A 20,228-nucleotide genomic window follows, 5' to 3' on the forward strand; every position below is an offset into this window, starting at 1 on the left:
ACTCCCGCCCCCGCGGTCGTCTCGGGTCAGCGTTCGCGCCCTCACACGGACGCTCCGATCAGTCCAGGAACTCCCGCGCGGCGACGACGAGGTTCTCGACGCCGCGGTCGATCGTGGGCTGCATCAGGGGGGCGAAGAACGGTGAGTGGTTGGTGGGGATGTCGCGCTCGATCGTGCCGCCGGCCAGGGCGTCGGCGAAGACCTGCGGATCCACTCCGCCCCAGAACCAGAACACGAGTGGCGCGCCGGATTCGCGGGCGAACCACGACACGTCCTCGCTGCCGGTGAACATGCCGGGGTCGACGACGCTCGCCTCGCCGAACGTCCGCCGGAAGGTCGCGGTCAGGCGGGCCGTGGCATCCGGGTCGTTGATCGTCGGCGGCAGGGAGTGGTCGGTCGTGATCGTCGGCGTCTGCTCGGCGCCCGAGGCCTCGGCTTCGGCGCGGACGATCCGCTCGACCTTGCTCATCACGCGCGCACGCGCGACGTCGTCGGGGTAACGGAGGCTGAGTTCGAGCTTCGCCTCGGCGGGGATGATGTTGTTCTTCAAGCCCGCGTGGATCGAGCCGACGGTCACGACGGCGACGTCGCGGGGGTCGACCTCGCGCGAGACGACGGTCTGCAGGCGCATGACGGTGGCGGCGGCCATGACGACCGGGTCGATCGTGGAGTGCGGGCGCGAGCCGTGGCCGCCGCGACCGTGCAGCACGACGGTGAGCCCGTCGGAGGCGGCCATCTGGGTGCCGGGGCGCACGCCGATCGTGCCGGCCGGGAGCGGGGTGACGTGCTGCCCCAGCACGACGTCGGGGCGCGGGTACCGGTCGAGCACGCCGTCGGCGATCATCGCCTGGGATCCTGCGCCGTACTCCTCGGCGGGCTGGAACACCGCGACGACCGTGCCCGACCACTCGGCGGTGGTTGCGACGAGTCGCTCGAGCGCGCCGATCAGGGCCGTGACGTGCATGTCGTGGCCGCACGCGTGCATGACGGGGACGGTGGTGCCGGCGGGGTCGGTGCCGCGCGCGGTGCTGGCGTAGGGCAGGCCCGTCTTCTCTTCGACGGGGAGGCCGTCCATGTCGGCGCGGAGCCACACCACGGGGCCGGGGCCGTTGTCGATCTTCGTGACGAGCCCGGTCGTGCCGACGCCCTCCTCGACCTCGAGTCCCAGATCGGCGAGGTGCCGCGCGATGACGCCCGCGGTCCGCGTCTCCTGGAACGACAGCTCGGGGTGCGTGTGCAGGTCGGTGTACAGGCTTTCGAGGTCGACGCTCATGCCCCGAGCCTATGCGCCGTGCCCGCCCGGTAGACCGACGTGGCTCAGTTGTCGATGTCGGGCTGTCGGAGAATGAACCTGTCCATGCTCGGGACCGTGAAGCTCACGTAACCTCGACGGTCGGCATAGATGATGCCCTTCTGGATCAGAGACTGACGGGCGGGGCTCAACGAAGCCGGTCCCACCTCGATATGGTGTGCGATGGCCGCCGTGCTGGCGGTGCTTCCCCCTAACTCGACGATGGTTCGCAGGTACTGACGCTCCGATGGTGTCGTCCGATCCCAGCGCGCGGGGAAGAATCCCTGAGGGGGTCCACGAGGTCGATCTCGGCTTGCCGACCGACGAGCTCGGGCGGGCGCATGTCCGCGCCGGGGCGAAACGGGTTGAGTTCTTGCAGCGCGGCCGCACTCTATCGATTTCTACCCGTTATCTAGGTCTTTCGCTAGATAACTCACCCTTGCTGTGGTTAGCGCCGGTGATCCGTCTCGGTGTTCGACGTCCTGAGTGTCGTGCCGGTACCGGATGCCGCTTCGCCTGTCCACCCGTCCCGCCGCACCCCGCGCGGCGACGAGGCTGGCCGTATGGCCACGACACACTTCGACTACCTCATCGTCGGCGGCGGAATGGTCGCCGACACCGCTGCCCGCGGCATCCGCGAGCTCGACGCCGCCGGGTCGATCGGCATCCTGAGTGACGACATCGAGGAGCCGTACACACGGCCCGCGCTGAGCAAGAAGCTGTGGACCGACGACGAGTTCACGTGGGACAAGGTGCCGCTGAACACCGTCGACGACACAGGTGCCGACCTCCGGCTGCGGACGCGGGCGACCACAATCCGTCCCGAGGCTCACGAGGTGGATGCCGCCGACGAGACGTTCGCGTACGGCAAGCTGCTCGTCGCCACCGGCGGTCACCCGCTGCCGCTCCCGATCGACGACGGCACGAACGGCGAGCGGGCGCTGTCGTTCCGCACGGCCGCCGACTATCGCCGCTTGCGTGCGCTCGCGCACGACGTCGACCGCATCGCCGTGGTCGGTGGCGGGTACATCGGCTCCGAGCTGGCGGCAGCCCTCGTACAGAACGGCGTCGACACCGTGCTGATCCACACCGGAGCCGTTCTCGGCGACGCGGTGTTCCCGCCCGCCCTGGCCGAGCGCTTCGAGAGGCTGTTCCGCGACGCCGGGGTCGAGATCGTCGCGGGGGCGAAGGTCGAGGGCGGCGTAGCGGATGCCGCCGGCATTCGTCTCGCGCTCGACAACGGTGACGAGATCCGCGCCGACGCGGTCGTCAGCGGCCTGGGCATCGAGATCGCCACCGACCTCGCCGAGGCTGCCGGGCTCACGGTCGAGGACGGCATCGTGGTCGACGCGCAGCTGCGCTCCACGACGGAGGACGTCTGGGCCGCCGGCGACGTCGCCAGCTACCCCGACCGGATCCTCGGACGCCGCCGCGTCGAGCACGTCGACAACGCCAACGAGATGGGACGCGCCGCGGGCCGCAACCTCGCGGGCGCCGGGGAGCCGTACACGCACACGCCGTACTACTACTCGGCGGTGTTCGGCATCCGGTACGAGGCGGTCGGCACCCTCGACTCCTCGCTCGAAACGGTCGAGGACTGGATCGACACCGACCGCGGCGTCCTCTACTACCTCGACGACGACCGCGTGGTCGGTGTGCTGCTGTGGAACGTCGAGGATGCTCGCGACGCCGCTCGCGCCGTGCTGGCCGAGGCCGACACCCTCACGCGCGACGACCTGGTGGGCCGCATCCGCTGACCGCGCCTGCACAACTCCGGCAGTTTCGCCGGTGTGGTGCGCTGTGCGCGGTGTCTGGGCTGATTCGCCGGAGTTGTGCACCCCCGGAGGCTGCAGCTCTCGGGCGCGCGGCGCCCGCTCAGGCTGCGGGCGGTGCCGTCGACCCGCGCTCGAGCAGTGCGAACGGCAGGGTGCCGCGGCGCGCGGCGGGGGCGGCTCCGTCGAGTTCGGCGAGCACGGCCTCGGCGGCTCGGGCTCCCTGACCGCGCGCGAACTGGTCGATCGTGGTCAGGCCGAACCACCGGCCCAGGTCGTTGCCGTCGACGCCGATGATCGAGACGTCCTCCGGCACGCGCAGCCCCGCCTCCCGCGCGGCGAGCACGGCACCGATCGCCATCTCGTCCGAGGCGGCGAAGATCGCGGTCGGGCGCCCCTCTCCGTCGAACAGGCACCGGGCCGCGCCCGATCCCCCCTCGATCGTGAAATCCGCGGCGGCGAACAGGGGCACCGCGCCCGCGGCATCCATCTCGTCGGCGAAGCCCCGACGACGCAGCGCCGGCACGGACGAGACGGCGTCGGTGGTGGCGTCGGCGCCGATGTGCGCGATACGCCGGTGCCCGAGGTCGAGCAGATGCCGCGTAGCGAGGCGGCCGACGGCGAGGTCGTCGACCGTGAGGGTCGTCAGCAACGGCGTCGGTCCGGCGATCGCGACGATCGGGATGCCGAGTCCCCGCAGCAGCGTCGGCTCCTCGGCATCCAGTTCGAGCGCGATCGTGATGACCCCGTCGATGCGTCGACGCCGCAGGTGGTCGTCGAAGACGCGGCGACGTTCGGCGGGGTCGATGCTCACGCTGTAGAGCGTGATGTCGTAGCCCTCGCGCACGAGGCCGTCGGAGATCCCGGCGAGCACGGTGCTGAAGAACCACCGGTCCAGGAGCGGCACGACCACGCCGATCGCACGGGATCGCCCGCTCGCGAGGCTCGACGCGGCGGCCGAGACGACGTAACCCAACTCTTCGGCGGCCGAGAGCACCCGCGCGCGCGTGCGCGCCGACACCTGCCCTCGCCCGCTGAGGGCCCGCGAGACCGTGGCGGTCGACACGCCCGCCCGTCGGGCGACGTCGTCGATGCCGACCACGGTCTCGCGGGAACCGGATGCCACGGCTCAGGCCGCGGCGATCCAGACGGTCGTGTCGGTGGGCAGACGCGTGCCGTCGAGCGGACCGCTCGCGATCAGGATCTCGCCCTCCGGCAGCGCGACAGCGGTGTCGCCGAGGTTCGCGATCACGGTGACGGGGCCGTTGCGGAACGCCACCACGTCGTCGCCGAAACCGTCGAGCCACTGCAGCGACCCCGCGCCGAGGCCGCGCGCGCGACGCTCGGCCAGGAGCGACCGGTAGAGCGACAGCGTCGAGGCCGGGTCGTCCACCTGCACGTCGCGGGCGAGCTCGGCCCACTCGGCGGGCTGCGGCAGCCAGGCGGCGCCGGTGTCGTTGAAGCCGTACGCGGGGGCGTCGGCGGTCCACGGGATCGGCACACGGCAGCCGTCGCGGCCGTAGCGCTCGCCGTTCGTGCGGAACCACGTCGGGTCCTGACGGGCGTCGTCGGGCAGGTCGATGACCTCGGGCAGGCCCAGCTCCTCGCCCTGGTACAGGTACGACGAACCGGGGAGCGCCAGCATCAGCGAGGTCGCGGCGCGGGCGCGGCGCAGACCCTTCACGGGGTCGGGCTGGCCGGGGGACTTCGGTCCGATGCCCGCGCCCTGCGGGTTCTCGGCCGTGAGCGCGAGGCGCGACGCGTGGCGCACGACGTCGTGGTTCGACAGCACCCACGTGCTCGGTGCGCCGACGGCACCGTACTCGTCGAGCGACTCGTCGATCACGGCGCGGAGGGCCTCGGCGTCCCACGTGGTTTCGAGGTAGTGGAAGTTGAACGCCTGGTGCATCTCATCGGGGCGGACCCACAGCGCCGTCTGCGCGACGGTGGGGAGCCACGCCTCGGCGCACAGCGCGCGGTCGCCGTCGTACGCGGCGAGCACGTCGTGCCACTCGCGCCACACCTCGTGCACACCGGGCTGACCCCAATAGGGCACCTCTTCGGCGTCGCCGCCCATCGAGCCGGCCTCGGGGTCGGGCGTGTAGTCGGGGAGGCCCTCGGCCTTGATGAGACCGTGGGCGACGTCGACGCGGAAGCCGTCGACCCCGCGGTCGAGCCAGAAGCGCAGGATGTCGCGGAACTCCGCCCGCACCTCGGGGTTGGTCCAGTCGAAGTCGGGCTGCGACTCGTCGAAGATGTGCAGGTACCACTGGCCGGGGGCGCCGTCGGCCTCGGTGACGCGCTTCCACATGCCGCCGCCGAACACGCTCTCCCAGTTGTTCGGGGGCAGTTCGCCGTTCTCGCCCGTGCCGTCGCGGAAGATGTACCGCGCGCGCTCGGGGCTGCCGGGGGCTGCCGCCAGAGCCTCCTGGAACCACACGTGCTGATCGCTGGAGTGGTTCGGCACGAGGTCGACGATCACCCGGATGCCGCGCTCGTGCGCACCCGCGAGCATCGCGTCGAAGTCGGGCAGGGTGCCGAAGATCGGGTCGACGTCGCGGTAGTCGGCGACGTCGTACCCCGCGTCCTTCTGCGGCGACCGCTGGAAGGGGCTGAGCCAGATGGCATCCACCCCCAGCTGCTGCAGGTCGTCGAGGTGCGCGGTGACACCGGGCAGGTCGCCCAGGCCGTCGCCCGAGGCGTCGGCGAAGGAGCGGGGGTAGATCTGGTAGATGACGGCGGTGCGCCACCACTCGGAGCCGGGGGCGGACTCGAGTTCGGGGCGCGGGTCCTCCTGCGTGAAAGTCATGCGACCACGCTAGTGCAAGCGCTTGCAGCGAGGCGAACTCCGGGCGGCATTCTCGCGGTCAGCAGAACCATCTCCCCGTTATTGCCACATTCGGCGCCCCGCATCCGGCCACCATCGGGACATGCTCCGCCAGAAGTGGGACAAGGTCCGCGATTAGGCTGGGGCGGTGCCCGACGCCTCCGCCATCGCCCGTGCCGAATCGCTCATCGGCAGCATCCCCGACTACCCCGAGGTCGGAGTGACGTTCCGCGACATCACGCCGCTGCTGGCGGATGCCGCGGCCCTGCGCGCCACGATCGATGCGCTGCTCGAGCCCTTCGCCGGCCGCTTCGACGTCGTCGCCGGCATCGAGGCGCGCGGATTCCTGCTCGCCGGTGCCGCAGCCGTCGCGGCGGGCGTGGGCCTGGTGCCCATCCGCAAGGCCGGCAAGCTCCCGCGGCCCGCGGCATCCGTCTCGTACGCCCTCGAGTACGGCACGGCCGAGATCGAGATGCACGACGACATCGCCGACGGCACCCGCGTGCTGCTGCTCGACGACGTGCTCGCCACCGGTGGGACGCTCGAGGCCGGCCGTGCGCTCGTCGCCCGCCTCGGCGGCGAGGTCACCGGCACCGCGGTGCTGCTCGAGATCGACGCGCTCGGCGGCCGCGAGGTGCTCGGCGGCGACGTGCACTCGGTCTTCCACGTCTGACGCGGGCCGGCTGCGCGCCGGTGCCCGCCGGCCGGCTGCGCGCCGGTGCCCCGCCGAACTCCTGACTTCTGGGCCTTCTGTGGCCGGGGACGCGGAGCCCCCGGGCCCGTAGCCCGGTTCCTCAGGAGTTCGGCCCCGCCGCGCGGGCGTCGCTTCCGTGCCGCGTCGAGTCGTCGGCGACCCCGGGGCGCTTACCGGCGACCAGGTCGCTCGCCGATCCAGGCGACCGCCGCGTGCATGCCGGACTCGATCGGACCGCGGCGGAACCAGCGCAGCCACAGCACGGCGAAGATCGCGGCGACCGCGGCGAAGGCGATGAGTACCCAGGGCGGTTCGCCGGGCATCGCGCTGAGCCCGAAGGCGTTGATGGCGAGGACGTGCCCGGTGTACACGGTCAACGACATGGTGCCGACCGCCGCGATGGGCCAGGTCAGTCGCGGCAGACGCGCGCACAGCCAGATCGAGGCCGCGATGACGACGAGCGCGGCACCGATACCCCCGATGATCTCGAACGGTGCGCCCGTGTGCTGGTCGGCGCTCAGCAGGCTCGCCCACTCGACCTCGCCGGTCGGCTTCCCCTCGCCGAACGGCTTCATCCCGGCGCCCTCGCCCTTGTCGATCATGCTGCCGAAGTCCTTCTTCGACGCATCCCAGGTGGGGACCGCGCCCGGAACCAGGACGCGCGCGGCGAAGGCGCCGCCGTACCCGACGATCATCAACCCGACGCCCCACAGAAGAAGGCGCACCTTGCGCAGTCGCTCGACGCCGATGCGGCCGAGCCCCAGACCGACGAAGAGGAACGGCATCCAGGTGATGGCGGGGTATACCCCCGTCAGCAGAAGTCGTGTCACCCCTTCTCCGGAGAGGAGGGCGATCGGATCGACGCGATCGATCTGTGCCAGCGCCCCCGTGACGACGGCCGAGGACCGCAAGAGCATCGACGCGATGGGGCCTGCCACCGCGGTGGCGCCGGCAAGGATGAACAGCGTCCGAGGCGCAAGGCGGAGGAAGGGCAGCGAGAGCAGGAAGAACACCCCGTAGGAGGCCAGGATCACCTTGACCGGGGTGCCCAGGGCCACGAGGGCCGTGCCGAGGGCGAGGATCAGGACGGCGCGCACGGCGATCTTCTGCGCCGCCACGCGCGAGCTCGCGCCGATGTCGCGGCCCCCGGACATCAGGGCGAGGGACACCCCCGCGAGCGTGGCGAACAGGATCGACGACCGGCCCTGCGCCAGGGCCATGACCGAGCCGACGACGGTGCCGTCGTCGGCCGAGGGGCCCACGTGCGCGGCCAGCATGCCGAGCATCGCCACCCCGCGGGCCAGGTCGATACCCCGGATGCGAAACCGCTTCGGAGCCGGCGGCCCCTCGGGCCTCGACCGGGTGAGCGCGGCGGGAGAGGGGCTCGTCATCGTCGTGTTCCGTTCGGTCGTGGGGCGCGGCAAGGCGGACGGTGGGCGGGACGCGTCACGGCTCAGGGAGCCGCCGACTCGCGGGAGCGGCGGAGCGCTCCGGTCAGCTGGGCGGCCTTCCTCAGGGTCAGCCCGGGGATATAGCAGCGGACCAGTGCGATCGCGATCGAGGGGAGCTGCGCGGGGTCCGGGTAGACCATCCAGAGCGGCGAGAAGACGGGCTGGAACTTCTTCTTGAAGTTTGCCAGCGACCGAAAGCCGTAGGCGGGTTCGAGCAGCGCGCCGAGGGCGTCCAGCCCGCGGTCCAGGGAGCTGCGGTCGTGCTCGTCGCCCGAGGTGTGACGGGCCAGCGGCGATCCCGACAGGCTCAGGAACGTCATGCCGTCGGCGCGGAGCTGCTCGACGGCTCGGCCGATGAGGAACTCCATCACGCCGTTCATCGCCTCGTCCCGGCGACGCATGACATCGAGGGCGTAGCCCACCACCTGGCCGTCGCGGTGGACGGGAATCCAACTCGTGAAGGCCACGATGCGCTCGTGCGCGTCGCGGGCCAGCAGCAGCCGCACCGCGGGGTCGTCGATCTGCTCGGTCGAGCCGAGCGTGAATCCCATCTCGGGGATGCTCTTGTCGGCCACCCAGGCCTCGGAGATGTCGCGGATCTGGCTCCGCTCGAGGAACGTCAGGGCACTCCAGCGGGTCCACTGCGAGGTGACTCCCTCGCGGTCGGCGCGGTTGGTGGCGGTCCGCACGTCCTGGCGCTTCTTCCCGGTCGGCATCCATGTGACCGGGTCGATCAGCGCCTCCTCGGCGACCTGAAGCCGCTGCCACCCCAGCGAGTCCAGACGCGCGCGGTCGGCTTCATCCACGCTGTAGAAGACCGGCGTCCAGCCGTGTTCCTCGCAGAAATCGGCGAACGCGCGCCCGACCGTGGGGCAGGTGCGGTCGGGACCGAAGGGGCCGCCGAGGGTCACCGCGAACCCTCCGCGGACGCGGTAGGCGATCGCGGCCTCGACGTCGGGGGAGAACCAGTACGAGTTGCCCTCCCAGAGCGTCATGTGTCCGAGGGTGTCCCCGGATCCCGCCGCGAGCAGCGTCTGCGCGCGCTCGCGATCGGGCGACCCGGCCTCGGCGCGAGAGTTCGCGATGAACCGCACGGATGCCACGGCGACCGCGATCCAGAACAGCAGCGGCGGCAGGTACCACACGACCTGCGCCGCCCCGCTCACCGGCACGAACGTCAGGGCCTCCGCGGGGAGGAGCGACGGGGGGAGCAGCCGGAGCGGCAGCGTCGCCATCAGGGCCGACACGCTCGGCCACGGGCGGAACCCGCCCGCGAAGGCGAGGGTGCCGACCACGGCGATCGTCAGGGAGAGGACCGCGGACAGAAGGATCGTCGAGGCGAAGCGGCGGCGCACGATGGCGCCGGAGGGGATCTGGGCGGCCGAGCGGAAGCGGAGGAGGAGGACGGCGGCGGCGAGGGGCAGAAGCGCCCCGACGACCATGCCGAGCACGGTCTGCCACACGTCGGTGACGGCGAACGCTTCGCGTGCGCCGGCGAGCTGCTCGAGCGTGTCGATCTCGCTCAGCGCGACGAGGGCGACCATCGCGACGAACGTCATCAGGTTGATCGCCACGGCGAGGTGCAGTGCGCCGCGCCGCCCGCGCAGGATCCCCCAGGCCGCGACCAGCAGGACGACCTGCGGCAGCGCCGCGATCCACCCCGCCCACGGCTGGAGCTCGGTGTAGTCGCTCAGCGGGACCGGACACGGCGCGGCGCTCGAGCCGATGGCGCAGACGACATCGTTCACCGTCGCGAGGGGGTCGTACGACAGCCAGCCGTAGATCGACAACAGGCCCGCGCCCGACCCCCAGAGGGTCGCGATCACCGGTCCGACGGCGATGATGGCGGTGAGGGCGGCCAGGAGGATGCGCTTCTCGCGGAGCGAGCTGCGCAGCACCCCGGGAGCGCTCGACCCACCCATCAGTAATCCCGCGCCCACGCCCACCGGGAGGGCGATGAGCGCGTACATGTCGCTGGCGGACGCGGCGTAGAGGAAGAGCGTGACGGCGAAGACGATGCTGCCGAGGCGGATGCGTCGGCGCCACAGCGGTGACGCGAAGCAGCTGGCGGCCATGGCGACCGTCACGAGGGCCGCGAGAGGTGGCGCCCCCGCCACCGGCGGAGCGTTGAGGGGGATCGCCGGGATGACGTGCTCCTCGAAGACGCCGAGCGCCTGTCCGATCGTGGCAACGACCAGGCCGCCGCCGAAGAACGCGGCCAGAAGGCGACGGGTTCCGAGCACGCCCTCGGCCAATCCGCACACGACGAGGGTGGCCGCGAGCACCGCAGCCAGGGTGAGCGGCTGATCCACGCGCAGAAGGGCCGCGAGCATCTCGCGGACGTCGAACGGCCCGGCATCCAGCTTGCCGCCGCCCGTGGCCATCGTCACGACGCTGGCCACCACCATGGCCGTCGCAATCGACACGGTGCCGAGGCGCCGGCGCACGAGGGCGACGGCCGCGTGCGACCGCGGCGCGCGAGGGTTCTGCCGCGCCGCGGGCGTCGATACCGTCGGGGTCGAGACCTGAGACATCGGTCCTCCGTCTGACGTGGATGCCGTGGGTCCGGCATCCCTCTCCATGCTTCCCGCCGCGGCTTCCGGGGCCATCGGCCATCCGGCCGTGGGTCGCATCCGATCGGGTGGTGCCGCCGCTGCCGACCGGGTCAACGAGCGCTCACCGGCGCCGGCCACAGCCACCGGACCATCAGCGGCCCGGCGACGCCGTGGAGCACCACGCTGCCCAGAACGACCATGCACGTGGCGGCGAGCACGAGGAATCCCTCCTCGCCGGGGAGGGCATTGGCGGCGATCAGGCCGAAGACGATGGATGCCGCGCCCCGCGGCCCCATCGCGGCGACGAAGAGTCTCTCCTTCGGCGTCGCTTCACTGCCGATCAGCGAGAGGAGGACGGGAAGGAACCGGCCGAGCGTCAGGGCGACGAGCGCGAGGACGATGGCCGGCCACCATTCGTACGTCTCGCTCAGCAGAACGATCGCGGCGAAGCCGAAGGCGAGCCACAGCAGCAGATTCAGCAGCCAGGACAGGTCTTCGAGCAGGGTGATCTCCGCGGCGGCGAGAGGATCCGTGCCGCGGGTGAGACGCACGGCCACGCCCGCGACGAAGACGGCGACGAAGCCGTTGCCTTGGAGGGCGAGCGCCAACCCGAACACGATCAGCGGTGCGGCGATGAAGGCGATGCGCATGCTCTGCGGCTCCGTCCAGCCGCGACGGTCGGCGAAGCGGATCGCCCCACCGATCACGGTTCCGGCGACGGCGCCCACGAGGATGGCGATGAGACCGGCCGGTGCGGCGACGGCGAAGGCGCGGCCGGCGTCGGAGGTCGTCCCCGCCGCGGCGAAGGCGACGGCGCCGAGGAGGAAGGGCGAGACCAGACCGTCGTTGTAGCCGCTCTCGATGCTCAACCACCGCCGCACGCGCGCCGGGACACGGCTATCGCGCACCAGCGACGTCTCGGGCGAGAAGTCGGCCGGGACCGAGATGCAGGCGATGGCCAGGATGACCGCGATCGACAGTCCCAGCGGCAGCACGAGTCCGACGGCGAGCACGAGGATGAGCGACAGCGGCAGGCCGATGCCGAGAAGGCGCGCGGGCACGCCGGTGAAGTGGGAGCGCAGCGACCCGCGCACCTCGAGGGCGTCCACGAAGAGCAGGTAGGCGAGCACGATCTCCGCGAAGAAGAGGGTCGCCTTCGAATCCAGGAACAGTTCACCCTGGCCGGGCAGCAGCGCCCCGGCGAGAAGGCCGAGCGCCGTCATGACGATGGGGCCGTTGACCGTGGCCTTGCGGAACAGCCGGCTCCACAGCGCCCAGATGAGCAGGGCAGCGCCGATGACGAGAAGGGGGGCGGACAACGTGTGCTCCTGCGGTGTCGGTGGGCGGGCGAGGGCGGAGCGCTCAGCTCGCGAAGAGATCGATGTCGACCTCGTCGACATCGGGGAGGAAGCCCTGCGAAACGGTCAGGCGCACGGTCGCGATGCCATCCCACTCGCGATCGTCCCGTGGAGTCACGGCTCGGATGCGAACGGTGACCCCGGCGGCGGTTTCGTCGCGACTCAGCGCGAGTCTGTCGCCCCCGTCCACCCATGCGCCGTCGCGGAGCAGGCTCAGCCGTGCGCGCGAGGCCGCCCCGTCGACGAGTTCGACCGTTGCCGAGGCATCGCGCGTCAGGGACGCGACGGGGGCCGTTCTGAGCTCGACGGCGCCGGGCCTCTCGTCGGCGGGCCCGGCGGAGATCTCCGAGGCTGCCGTCGCCTCGCCGAGGCGCGCCACACCGTGGCCCCGGATGCCGAGGGGCAGAGCGACGACGGAGAGCGTCACCGCGAGCGCGAGGGCGATCCCGCCGACGATGAGTCTGCGCCGGGCCTGTCGGGCCGTGGGAACGCGCTCGGGAGCGAAGACGTGCATGCGATCTCCTCTGAACCGGGGGTGGGACCTTTCCACTGTCGCTCGTCGCCGGGAGTTCGGCACCGGCCGACCGGCTACGCTCCGGTCCGTTCGGGTAGACGAGGTCGCGTCACGCTCCCCGGTTGCCGCCGACTCCCTAACCTGGGCGCATGGCCTCCACTGCCTCCGCCCCCATCCGTGTCGTCGTCGTCGATGACGAGGCACTCGTCCGTTCGGGCTTCTCCTACATCCTCGATGCCGCTCCCGACATCGAAGTGGTCGCGACCGCTGACGGCGTGGAGGCGATGGACGTGCTCGAGGACGCACGTCCCGACGTGGTGCTGCTCGATATCCGGATGCCGGGACGCGACGGCCTGGAGGTGCTCCGCGAGATCCGCGCGCGCGGGTGGGCCATGACGGTCGCGATCCTGACGACCTTCGACTCCGACGATCACATCGCCGCGGCCCTCGAAGCGGGAGCGGCGGGCTTCCTCGTCAAGGACACCGACCCTCGTCAGCTCCCGCAGCTCGTCCGCACGCTGCACGGGGGCGGTGTCGTCTTCTCGCCGACGGTGAGTCGGGCGGTGGTCGCGGGGTATCTGCGGCCGGAGCCCGGAGCCGATGAGCGGCTCGTGGCCGAGCTCACCGACCGCGAGAAGGAGATCCTCGTGCACCTCGGGCGGGGGCTGTCCAACATCCAGATCGGTTCCGCGATGTTCCTGAGCCCCGCCACGGTGAAGGCGCACATCAGCTCGATCCTCGGCAAGCTCGGCGTCGATGGCCGGGTCTCGGCCGCCCTCGTCGCCGAGCGGGCGGGCCTCCTGCGTGACGCGGGTGGTGCCCGATGAACCGTCGTGCCCTGCTCATCGACCTCGCGCTGGTCGCGGCGGCGGCGGTCGACGGCATCCTGAATCTGTACACGGCGGGCGCGCCCGAGCTCGTCCTCACGCTCGTCGCGGCGGCGGGGCTCCTCTTCCGGCGACGTTTTCCGCTGGTGAGCGTCGCCCTGGCACTCCCCGCTCTCTTCGTGACGGGCGGACCGATCGCTTCGGTGATCGCCCTGTACACCGTCGCCGCGCTGGTGACGTCGACGACGGGCGTGGTGGTGGCCTCGGTGGCGACGTTCCTCGGCCTCGTCGCATCGTGGCAGTTCTTCGAATCGCTGAACGATCTGCTTCTGGCCGTGGTGTACGCGACGATGACCTCGGGCGGCGCGGTGGCGATCGGCCGTCTGCGCCGCAGCCAGAGCAGGCTGGCCGCGAGCCTGTCCGAGCTTCGGCGCGTGCGCGAAGAGGAGAACCGGCTCGCCGCCCGCGAGGCGGTCGCCGAGGAGCGCGCTCACCTGGCCCGTGAGATGCACGACGTCGTGTCGCATCAGGTGAGTCTCATCACCGTGCAGGCCGGGGCGCTGATGGTGCGGGCCGACGATCCTGCGGTCGTGGAGACGGCCGACACCATTCGCATCCTGGCGGCGACCACCCTCACGGAACTCCGGCAGATGCTGATGGTGTTGCGCGCCGACGGGCCCGAGGCGGCTCCGCTGACCCCGCAGCCCACCCTCGACCACCTCGACGCGTTGCTCGACGCGACCGATCTCGACGTCACCGCGGACATCGCGCTGCCGTCGGGCCTGCCGCGGGTGGCGCAGCGCGCGATCTATCGGACGATCCAGGAGGGTCTGACGAACGCGCGCAAACATGCTCCCGGCGCCCGCGTCGAGGTGACGGCCGGTGTCGTCGACGGAACCACGGTGCAGCTGCGCGTGCGCAACGCGATGCCGGAAGCGCCCGTGGCCGCACCGGTCGAGACCGCTCGGCTCGGTCATCTGGGCCTTTCCGAGCGGGCGCACATGCTCGGCGGCACCTTCCGCGCGGGACCGACGGCCGACGGTGCGTACGAGATCGAGCTGCGCTTCCCGCTCTCGGGCGCGGGAACCGCGCGGGACTGACGGGTTCTTCTGGAGTCCGGCCTCGCGCCTGCGCCCGCGGCCCCGATCAGCGCAGCACGCTCGCGCCGAGCTCCACGGGGCTGCCCTCGATGTTGCCGACGATGCCGCGGATGACGCCCGTACCGTCCTCGCGGCGCAGGCCGTCGTACCAGGCCTGCGTGGCCTCGACGTCGAAGGCGTGCGTCTCGTGCGCGCGCTTGCGGGCGCGCAGCACCAGGTCGCCGGCCCGCTCGGTGCGGATCCGTTCGTACCGCTTCAGCGAATCTTCGACGCCGAGGGTGGTCGTGGCGAACACGATGCCGAGGGCGAAGCTGTCCTCCAGCGCCGAGCACGCGCCCTGCCCGATGTCGGGGGCGGTGTTGTGCGCGGCGTCGCCGAGGATCGCCACGCGCCCCCGCACCCACGTGTCGAAGGGGTCGATGTCCCAGATCTCGACGCGGTTGAGTGAGGCGTCGGGGTCGATGGCATCCAGGAGTGCGCGGACGCCCGGGGCGCCCCACGCGCCGAACGCCGTCTCGAGTGCGGCCGAGCGGTCCTCCAGCACGCCCGATGGGCCCGGCACGTCGACGAAGAAGTAGAACCGGTCGCCCGCGACCGGCATGACGGCGCAGCGCTTTCCGTCGCCGACGTACGTCGTCCACTGGTCGGGCGGACCGATGCGCGGGTCGGCGTCGACCAGCCCGTTGTAGTTCACGTACCCCGAGTAGCGCCGTTCGGGGCGGATGCCGCTGGGCTCGGTGACGTAGTCCCGTACGAGCGAGCGCGCCCCATCGGCCCCGATGAGCAGGTCGGCGGTGTCGGTCGTGCCGTCGGCGAACGTCGCCGTCACGGTGGTGCCGTCGTCGGAGACCCCGACCAGCTGTCGGCCGAGGTGGATGCGGTCGAGGCCGACGGCATCCATCATCAGCGCCTGCAGGTCGGCGCGCGCGACGGGGTAGGGGCGCTGCCCGGTCTGGGAGGTGACGGATGCCAGGCTGAACCGGCACATCTCGTCGCCGGTGTGGCCGTCGTAGTAGGCCATGTCGTCCATGCGGCCGCCGAGGGCGGCGACCTGCGGGCCGAGGCCGAGCCAGTTGAGGACCTTCACGCCGTTGGACCACAGCGACAGCGCGGCACCGACGGGGCGGTTCTCGCGCATCCGGTCGTAGACGACGACCTCGTGGCCGAGCTTCTGCAGCGCCAGGGCGGCGGAGGTGCCGCCGACGCCGGCGCCGATGACGATGACCTTCATGGCTCCTCAGCTTCCGCGGTAGGTCGAGTAGGCGAACGGGCTCAGCAGCAGCGGCACGTGCAGGTGCCCCTCGCCGGCGACGGTGAACGCCACCGTCGCGACGGGGTGGAACGATGCGACGCCGCGGGCGCGGAAGTAGGCGCCGGTGCCGAACGTCAGCGCGTAGTCGCCGTCGGCGAGGCGATCCGGACCGAGGGCGAGGCGCCCGTCGGCGTCGGTGGATGCCGAGTCGATCGTCGCGCCGTCGAGGTGGGCCAGCGTCACCGTGACGCCGGCCGCGGGCGTTCCGGTCGCGGCATCCAGCACGTGAGTGGTGAGGTGGGTCATTCGGCGGGCTCCGGTTCGTCGGGGGCGTCGTCGGCGAGGGTGGTCCGCAGGCGCAGCAGCGCGATCTCGGCGAGCTGCCGCGTCGCCTCGATCGTCTCGGTGTCGGGGCCGTTGCCGAGACGCCGCTCGAGCTCGGCGCGGATCTCGCCCGGCGTGCGCCCGGCCGCGCGGATGAGGAAGACGCGGCCGAAACGCTCTTCGTAGGCGGCGTTGCCGGCCGCGATCGCGGCGACGTCGTCGTCGGCGGCGGTGGTCATCGCGGCCTGTTCGCGACGGGATGCCGCGGCCTCGGCGTTCTCGCCCGACACCGTCGCGCCGATGCGCGGGTGGGCGTGCAGGGCCTGTGCGAGGTCGTCCGGCGACCAGGCGGAGGCGAGGTCTCCGGCGTAGGCGGCGAGTGCGTCGACATCGGCGTAGGGGCGGCCGGCGACGACGGCGTCCACCCACCCCGGGATGTCGGCCCACACCCGCACGACGGCGCCGGCCTCGGCGGCATCCGCGGTGTTGAAGGCATCGAGGTGCATGCCCGCCACGCTATGCCGCGCGCGTTACGGGGCTGTGGCGCGATGTGTCGGCGATGTTGCTGTGGGGAACATTCCGCGGTCAAGCGTTCCCGTTCAATCCGTCGGAGAAGGCCCGAACGACCCCCGTTCGTCGCGAAGTGTCTTGCGGGAGGATCAGTTCTCGTGCGAGGTGGCGAGAGTCGAGGTGCGCGAATCGCTCGGCCAGATCATCTGCATCCCGAGAATCCAGCTGTCGGCGCACGTCGCCGCCAAGGAGGTTCGCAGCACCTCGAGCGAGATCGAAGCCGTAGGACTCGGTGACGTTGATGTCGTCGCCGTACAGGCGGTCGTGGACGACGCCGCTCTCCGCGTACCAGTCGAGAGCGACCGCCAAGTCCTTCGCATCCTTGTCGTCGGGGGCGCGATCGACCCAGGCGCGAACCTTGAGAAGGGTGTAGCCCTCGGGCTGAGGGATACGGATCGACTCCCCGCTCGAAAGCTCCAGCGATGCCGCTCGATCGAAGACCTCTCGGAACCCGAAGACGACAATGTCCTCCTTCCGCGGAGCGGGTCGGGTGAGGCCGCGCGGATCCTCGGCAACGGTCCCGAAGGGCACGATGTCGACCGGAAGATTCACGATCCGGTAGGCGATGTCGTTCTCTCGGATCGAGGGGAACGTTTCGCCGATTCGCGCGTACTCCTGCCAGGACGCGATCGCGACTGCGAGATCCAGGTCATCAGTCTCTCGTGTCGGGGTCGTCCTTCCCAGTGCGGAATGGAGGGCGTCTCGGCATCGCGCTCCGACGAGCATGATTCCGGCGGGGTCCACTCCCGCGTGGTTCACGAGTTCGTGCACCGCCTCCGCGACATCCTGCGAGGAGCCGGTGATCAAGCCGCGCGAAGTCGAGCATTATCGTTCCGGAGGTGGTGAGCCGCTTCTCGTTCCCGGGAATCGCCGGACGCGAGGAGGTCGGCGTAGACGAGGAGTGGGGGCGCGACGCGTACTCGCTCCTGGGCGAAAGTGTCTGCGGGCACCGGTTCAGACCAGAACTTCTGCCGCACGAAGATCGTGGGCTCGAGCCCGTCGCTTGCCCAACGACCCGCTTGTGCAGCGTCTCGGGGGATGCCCTCCGTGTAGATGGTCCAGGTCAGGTGCCGTGTGATCCACGGGGCAACAGCCTCTCCGCTGAGGTAAAGCGGCGACCCGTCAGGGGGGAGAGTGGATGGGTCGAATTCGCCGCGGAAACTCCGTGTGTTCTCTCGTGAGCCGAGACCGCTCGAGAACGCCGCTGACCACCCGTCGATCAGTGAGTCGATGTTTCGGAGGGACCCGGGATCGCGCGGGCCGAAGCTGTCGAGGTAGTTGGCCGCTTCGAGTGCGACGAGTGTCTTCTGAGTGAAGCTCACTGAAACCCCGGCGGCGCGGGCGAGGTCTTGCAGCCGTCCGGAGAGAAGGTCGGGCCAGCTGATCGCCGCGAGGATCACCTGCGATCGTTTCTCGGTGAAGAGCGAGGCACTCTTCGTCGGCTTGCGGAGTTCGCCGGGTGTGCGGGAAGTCCGCCCGCGCACGTCGATCAGGGTGTCTCCGAACGCGAGATAGCCGTTGCCTGCCTCGTCGAAGTAGTTGATGCCAGCGCCCCGCAGGTGATCGGCGTTGCGCGGAGTGATCCGGGCGCCGAGCGCGAGGACGGGGGCTCCGAAATCGAGGGGCATCACCCGCTCCACCGCCGCGAGGGTGAGGGGTGAGGCAGCGACGGCCGTCATCGCCTGATGCTGAGCCCCGCGGGTCACGATGAGTGAGGTCACGGGATTGTCGGCGGTAGGGATCTCCCCTACGAGGTCGATGCCGTACTCCTGCGCCCTGCTCCGAATCTTCTCGCTATCCACTTTGCCTCCCAGGAGAATTCTCTCAGTAGGAAATTTTTCTCGCAAGGAGAATTCTCTTGACGGGAAATCAGGCGTGCGCCGTGGGCCGCCGCGCCGGGCGGGGAGATGGATTCGAAGTAGTCGACGCCCGGCGACGTTCCGGGGGTGAGGCGGCGGAACGAGACACCGCTGTCGAGCACGATCGGGCGACTGTCCCGCGCGTTGCAGGGTGAAGCCCGGGGGCCCGGCGGGTTCGACGGGACTCGAACGCGGTCACCCGGCGAAAACATGGCGTTCATCTCTTGACACCGCACGGGAGGGCTGGAGGGCAGACCCGCTGGCTAGCTTCTCCGTGGCCCCGCCCTGACCGGGCCGACGCTCCCGAGCGGGAGCGTGTCCTGCGTAAGAGAGGACCTCCTCCTTCCATGTTCCCCTTGTCTCCCCGGCGGTCGCTTCGACTTCTCGCCGTCGTCGCCGTCTCGGTCGTCGGGCTCGCGATCGTCTCGCCGGCCTACGCCGGATGGGTCGGAAGCGCCGCGGTCTCCTCCTCTACGGCGGTGCCCGATGGCGTCGGCGCCCCGACCCTGATTCTTCTCGAGAGCGTCCACGCTCCGGGCAAGGTCGCGCAGATCGACGACCCGAACGCACAGGTGTCTTCGGCGCCCGGTGCAACGGATCGGGCCGCGGCCGCGATCGAAACGATGAAGACGGGCAACGCGGCATCCTTGAAGGGCCAGGCCCTGCGCTTCTACCCCGTGACCGGGGCGAACAACACCTACGTCATCGCGGATCAGCAGGACCGGGTCCTCACCCGCTCCCGCAACGACCAGTCGACCTTCCGGTACCTGCAGCTCGCGGACCTCGCCGCTTCCGCGACCGACCCCTACGCCCAGTGGGAGGCACGCGACGCGGGCGACGGCACCGTGAACCTCGTCAACGTGCAGTCGGATCCGTCGGCACAGCCCGCGGCGCTCGACCTGTACAACTGGAAGACGGCTGACGGATCCGAGATCCAGACGTACACCCTCAACGCCGGCGCGGCGGTCCAGAAGTGGCGCATGCGCACGCTGGAGGCCACCGTCGCGGTCCCGACGGCCATCGTTCCCACCGGGGCAGTCCCGCCGATGCCCACGAATCTCGTGGGCCGCTACAGCTGGGGCGGTTCCTTCCCGCTCACGTCCATCACCTGGCAGATGCCCGACCCCTCCGTGTGGAACACCGGCGGCGAGCTCGATGTGGCCGGAACCGCTTCGGGCTTCTTCGGCGAGGACGTCCCCGTGTCGGCGCACTTCTCGATCGGCTCGCCGGGAGACGCGGACGAGTCGTCGATGACGTCGTACGCGGGCGTGACTCTGAAAGAGCTGCAGATGCTCGCGCCGCGAACGGTGGTGCGCAAGGTTCCCGGCACGGGTGCGACCGTGACCTCCTCGGTGTCGTGGGACTGGTCGAGCCTCACGGATGCCGCGGTCGCCCAGCCCGGAACCGTCACGCTCTCGGCCGCCCCGGAAACCGGCTTCGCAGCACGCCTGGTCGTCACCCTCCTGGCAGCGGAGCGCGTGAACGTGCTGCGGCAGAGCGGGGTGCACCCCGACTTCACTTTCAAGGACAGCACGGCGTTCGCCCTCGCGGACGGCAACCGGAACGTCAGCGGGTTCGCGGACTGGCGCAGCGGGGGAGCGGCCAACCGCGTGAACCCCAACCGCGTCTGGTTCTCCTTCGATCAGCCGCGCCAGATCACCGGCATCAACGTGTACGACATCGGCGGCAAGCAGAACGTCGGCACCGTCACCGCCCAGTACCGCACCGTGCTGGGGGGATGGAAGAACCTGCCGACCGCCGCCGGCTGGCCCTACGTCAATCCGGCGGCCGACCTCTCGCTCGAGGCCTCCTTCACCCCCGTGCTCGCCACGGG

At 70.9% G+C, this 20,228-nt stretch carries 17 protein-coding genes; 5 read left to right on the forward strand and 12 right to left on the reverse strand.

Features of this window, described 5'->3' with window-relative positions; genetic code table 11:
• Nucleotides 1–58: 58 nt before the first annotated feature.
• A complete protein-coding gene (locus LQV45_RS04720; RefSeq protein WP_230005981.1) occupies nt 59–1,273 on the reverse strand; it encodes an amidohydrolase in 1,215 nt (404 codons plus the stop codon).
• 581 nt (nt 1,274–1,854) lie between these two features.
• Here LQV45_RS04720 and LQV45_RS04725 point away from each other — a divergent pair.
• Nucleotides 1,855–3,048 (forward strand): NAD(P)/FAD-dependent oxidoreductase, encoded by a 1,194-nt coding sequence (locus LQV45_RS04725; protein ID WP_230005982.1) that lies wholly within the window; start codon nt 1,855–1,857, stop codon nt 3,046–3,048.
• Between the two features lie 118 nt (nt 3,049–3,166).
• On the opposite strand, the gene LQV45_RS04730 is transcribed toward LQV45_RS04725, so the two are convergent.
• Together LQV45_RS04730 and LQV45_RS04735 are read right to left on the reverse strand one after the other, a co-directional pair.
• Nucleotides 3,167–4,165, reverse strand: coding sequence for a LacI family DNA-binding transcriptional regulator (locus LQV45_RS04730; RefSeq protein ID WP_230005996.1), 999 nt, complete (start codon nt 4,163–4,165; stop codon nt 3,167–3,169).
• A gap of 27 nt (nt 4,166–4,192) precedes the next feature.
• Complete coding sequence (locus tag LQV45_RS04735; protein ID WP_230005983.1) at nt 4,193–5,872, reverse strand: glycoside hydrolase family 13 protein; 1,680 nt, start codon at nt 5,870–5,872, stop codon at nt 4,193–4,195.
• A gap of 166 nt (nt 5,873–6,038) precedes the next feature.
• On the opposite strand from LQV45_RS04735, the gene LQV45_RS04740 reads away from it, so the two are divergent.
• Nucleotides 6,039–6,563 (forward strand): adenine phosphoribosyltransferase, encoded by a 525-nt coding sequence (locus LQV45_RS04740; protein WP_138173181.1) that lies wholly within the window; start codon nt 6,039–6,041, stop codon nt 6,561–6,563.
• 191 nt (nt 6,564–6,754) lie between these two features.
• Here the strand turns inward: LQV45_RS04740 and LQV45_RS04745 are convergent, their stop codons facing one another.
• From LQV45_RS04745 to LQV45_RS04760, 4 genes are all read right to left on the reverse strand, one after another.
• Nucleotides 6,755–7,975 (reverse strand): DUF418 domain-containing protein, encoded by a 1,221-nt coding sequence (locus LQV45_RS04745; RefSeq protein WP_230005984.1) that lies wholly within the window; start codon nt 7,973–7,975, stop codon nt 6,755–6,757.
• 62 nt (nt 7,976–8,037) lie between these two features.
• Nucleotides 8,038–10,569: a bifunctional lysylphosphatidylglycerol flippase/synthetase MprF gene (locus LQV45_RS04750; protein WP_230005985.1), complete on the reverse strand. Its 2,532-nt coding sequence runs from the start codon at nt 10,567–10,569 to the stop codon at nt 8,038–8,040.
• A gap of 131 nt (nt 10,570–10,700) precedes the next feature.
• Entirely contained in the window at nt 10,701–11,909 is a 1,209-nt protein-coding gene (locus tag LQV45_RS04755) for a cation:proton antiporter (protein WP_230005986.1), read from the reverse strand.
• Between the two features lie 43 nt (nt 11,910–11,952).
• Nucleotides 11,953–12,462: a hypothetical protein gene (locus tag LQV45_RS04760; protein WP_230005987.1), complete on the reverse strand. Its 510-nt coding sequence runs from the start codon at nt 12,460–12,462 to the stop codon at nt 11,953–11,955.
• Nucleotides 12,463–12,611: 149 nt separating this feature from the next.
• Between LQV45_RS04760 and LQV45_RS04765 the strand changes: the two genes are divergently transcribed.
• Nucleotides 12,612–13,289 carry a response regulator transcription factor gene (locus tag LQV45_RS04765; RefSeq protein WP_230005988.1) on the forward strand — a complete coding sequence of 226 codons (678 nt, stop codon included), beginning with the start codon at nt 12,612–12,614 and terminating at the stop codon, nt 13,287–13,289.
• Nucleotides 13,286–14,389: a sensor histidine kinase gene (locus LQV45_RS04770; RefSeq protein WP_230005989.1), complete on the forward strand. Its 1,104-nt coding sequence runs from the start codon at nt 13,286–13,288 to the stop codon at nt 14,387–14,389. The genes LQV45_RS04765 and LQV45_RS04770 overlap by 4 nt, the downstream gene beginning before the upstream one ends.
• A gap of 46 nt (nt 14,390–14,435) precedes the next feature.
• Here the strand turns inward: LQV45_RS04770 and hpxO are convergent, their stop codons facing one another.
• The 5 genes from hpxO to LQV45_RS04795 form a co-directional block, all read right to left on the reverse strand.
• Nucleotides 14,436–15,620, reverse strand: a complete 1,185-nt coding sequence (hpxO, locus tag LQV45_RS04775; protein WP_230005990.1) for an FAD-dependent urate hydroxylase HpxO — start codon at nt 15,618–15,620, stop codon at nt 14,436–14,438.
• A 6-nt stretch (nt 15,621–15,626) separates the two neighbouring features.
• On the reverse strand, nt 15,627–15,947 hold the full coding sequence (gene uraH, locus LQV45_RS04780) for a hydroxyisourate hydrolase (RefSeq protein WP_230005991.1): 321 nt from the start codon (nt 15,945–15,947) through the stop codon (nt 15,627–15,629).
• Nucleotides 15,944–16,471, reverse strand: coding sequence for a 2-oxo-4-hydroxy-4-carboxy-5-ureidoimidazoline decarboxylase (gene uraD / locus LQV45_RS04785; RefSeq protein ID WP_230005992.1), 528 nt, complete (start codon nt 16,469–16,471; stop codon nt 15,944–15,946). Before uraD ends, uraH begins: the two co-directional genes overlap by 4 nt.
• Before the next feature lie 79 nt (nt 16,472–16,550).
• The gene (locus tag LQV45_RS04790; RefSeq protein ID WP_230005993.1) at nt 16,551–17,342 is read right to left on the reverse strand and encodes a hypothetical protein; all 792 of its coding nucleotides are present in this window, start codon (nt 17,340–17,342) and stop codon (nt 16,551–16,553) included.
• Nucleotides 17,339–18,337, reverse strand: a complete 999-nt coding sequence (locus LQV45_RS04795) for a type IV toxin-antitoxin system AbiEi family antitoxin (protein WP_230005994.1) — start codon at nt 18,335–18,337, stop codon at nt 17,339–17,341. Before LQV45_RS04795 ends, LQV45_RS04790 begins: the two co-directional genes overlap by 4 nt.
• Nucleotides 18,338–18,741: 404 nt before the next feature.
• Between LQV45_RS04795 and LQV45_RS04800 the strand changes: the two genes are divergently transcribed.
• Nucleotides 18,742–20,228 (forward strand): RICIN domain-containing protein (locus LQV45_RS04800; protein WP_230005995.1); only part of this gene is annotated, 1,487 nt, incomplete at its 3' end.

It is taken from the genome of Microbacterium sp. Bi128 (assembly GCF_918698205.1).